Below are 2553 nucleotides of genomic sequence, written 5' to 3' on the forward strand. Positions count from 1 at the left end.
GTGAGTCGTTTAGGTTGCATATAATGAGCCGTTTGTTTTTGTTTTTTCGCAAATTGATAATAATTAAACGGCTCTCTAAATGCTATCAAAAGTTGCCTTCATGTGTATACTGGATTTGAACCATGCCTATTTTTCAATTTGGTTGACAGCCTGACTCACTGGAATACCACTTTTTTTAAGCTCAACATGGATCACTGGCATCCCGTTAATAAGCAACATCACATCACCACGGCGATCATTACGCAAAGGGCTCCCAGGTTCAAATTTAGGTTGCTGTGCAATTTGGTAACGGCTTTGACCGGCTGCAATTTCTTGTCGATCATATATTTTTATGCTAACTTCCTTACCTATATGCAAGGTATCATCGGGGTTATCACGCTTAATAACCACCGTTTTTCCGTTAATTAAACCATTTAGCTTAAGCGGGGTTTTAAGCACTTTAATCTGATCAATAATTTGCTGCATTTCACTAGCGCTCAATGGCACATCATTCAATCGATCACGTTGGCGATTGTTTTCAAACAAAATATCCGCCCAATTTTGCAGTAACTGCGCTTCAGTTTTGTTTTTAAGTATTTCTGACTCCCAGCCCTTTTGAGTGAGGACTTCAATAAATGCCTGCTCAAATGCTGGTTCAGTTTTAAAAGTGTTCATAACCATTCCTTAGACAAACATTTTGCTCAAGCAGGCCTGCTTGATGTTATTGAGTTTAGTGATTTGTTGTTGCTGTTGATTAATAAGGGTGTCGAGTTTTTGGAAATAGTTGCCTATTTTAGCTTGTTCAACAATATCAGGTAGCGGGACATTCAATTTATAGAAGTCTTTTAAATTGTAATTTGCTCTTCCGTCGCCTGTAGACACATTGATAGCAAATCTTTTGTGAATATCGGTATTAAGAAAAACCGTTAAATAATTTGAATCAACAATGTTTCTATTTGGCCTTGAAACAATAGTTGCAAAACCTATCGAGCCCTCTTCCTTTTCGGTAACAACAGCTGAAGTACCAACATCACCAGTATGAACTGTTACAACATCACCACGCATTAGTTTTCGATTCGAGTTTTCATCAGCGAATTTTTCATCTAAATGAATAGGGTTAGTTGAAAACTCAAATCTATTGCTTTTTATGTCTGAATTTCTTATCAGCAATACTCCTTTGCTTCTATATGCAATAGTCATGGTGGTTACCAATCCGATAAAAACTCTAGAGATATCTGTTATACCTTTTTCCTCCCACTCGCCACTAAACCCTTTAAAGCGGATTTCTGGGATGGTTTTACCTGCTTTGGGAAACATTTTTTCCAGCATGGATTTTTTAATCTGCTTAAGCTTATCGTGTTTTTGTTGGTGTTGACTGATAAGTGCGTCGAATTTTTGGAAGGTGTTGCCGATTTGGCTTTGTTCTTCTTTTTCAGGTATAACCAACGCTAAACTCTCTAAGTCACTATTTCTTACATGCACGACAGATTTACCTTGAGCCTTGCTAGACAGTTCCTTTTTCAGATATCCATTAGATATCGACAGAGCTAAAAATATGGGCGAAATTTTATTGCTTGGATAAACAACGTTTAGATCACCACCGAGTATTACACCAGAACCAGAAACAACAGATGCTCTTGCAATATCTTCAGAAGACTCGCCTGATGCAGGCACTATAACTTCTCCACCAATACTTTTAAGGGGCTTAGACTTCTCATTTACGAACGTATCAACCTGAGAAATTACGGTTTGATATTGAGTATAAAGCCTTCCGTATAGAATTATTGGTGTGCCAGACCCAGCAAGATCGCTCTTCGAGTAACCTTGGCCTTTAGTAAACCTTGCGTTTTCTCCTAGAATCAAACTTACCCATTCCCCACAAAACCCTTTAAAGCGAATCACAGGAACTTTTTTAGCTATACTCATTTCATTCACCCTTTAATAAGCTGGCGAGATCATTCAAGCCTTGAAGATCAAACTCATTACCCGTCAATTCGCCCATTATTTGCGCCAGTTCTTGCTCGCAGGTTTTAATCTCATTAGCCACTTGAGAATAGGTCACGGCATATTTATCAGCCATGGCTTGTACCCTGCTGGTGAGCTGTGTAATCACGCTGTTTGGCATAGAGGCAAGTTCCGTGATTAATGGTGAAATCCATTTTAAATGTAAAAGATTATTCACTTCCTCATCACTTAAGCCTTCAATGGTTGTTTTGGTTTTTAGGTGTAGCGCATCAGTTTTTTGTTTTATATCTGCCTTGATCTCAGCTTGCTTAGCTAATAACTGATCAACTCGAATCACTTTACCTTCAAAAGTTTCTGGATCAAATTCAAACGCTGCTCTTAAGGTTTGTAGATAACTATTTATCTTGCCTTTACTGTAAGTGCAATCTTTATTGGCTTCAATTTTGTCCCAGTTAACCTGCTTGTGAGTTTCAATAAAAGTTAATTTTTCTGGCTTTTTGGCTTTATTCTCGAGCAAGTCAACATATTCTCCGATTGTTCGAATTTCTTCTGAATCAACATCACTATATATCTCTTTAAGCTTTTTGCTTAACTCGCTTCTCACAAAAG

General features: G+C 37.8%; 2 protein-coding genes and 1 pseudogene. All 3 read right to left on the minus strand.

From position 1 onward, the window contains the following. Window positions 1-126 precede the first annotated feature (126 nt). A complete protein-coding gene (locus IE867_RS14255; protein ID WP_225630083.1) occupies window positions 127-654 on the minus strand; it encodes a type I restriction endonuclease in 528 nt (175 codons plus the stop codon). 9 nt (window positions 655-663) lie between these two features. After that, window positions 664-1905, minus strand: coding sequence for a restriction endonuclease subunit S (locus tag IE867_RS14260; protein WP_192485379.1), 1242 nt, complete (start codon window positions 1903-1905; stop codon window positions 664-666). Between the two features lies 1 nt (window position 1906). Beyond that, window positions 1907-2553, minus strand: a pseudogene (locus IE867_RS14265) (hypothetical protein); the annotation flags it as partial.

This window comes from Cysteiniphilum marinum, from assembly GCF_014857925.1.
Lineage (GTDB): Bacteria > Pseudomonadota > Gammaproteobacteria > Francisellales > Francisellaceae > Caedibacter > Caedibacter marinus.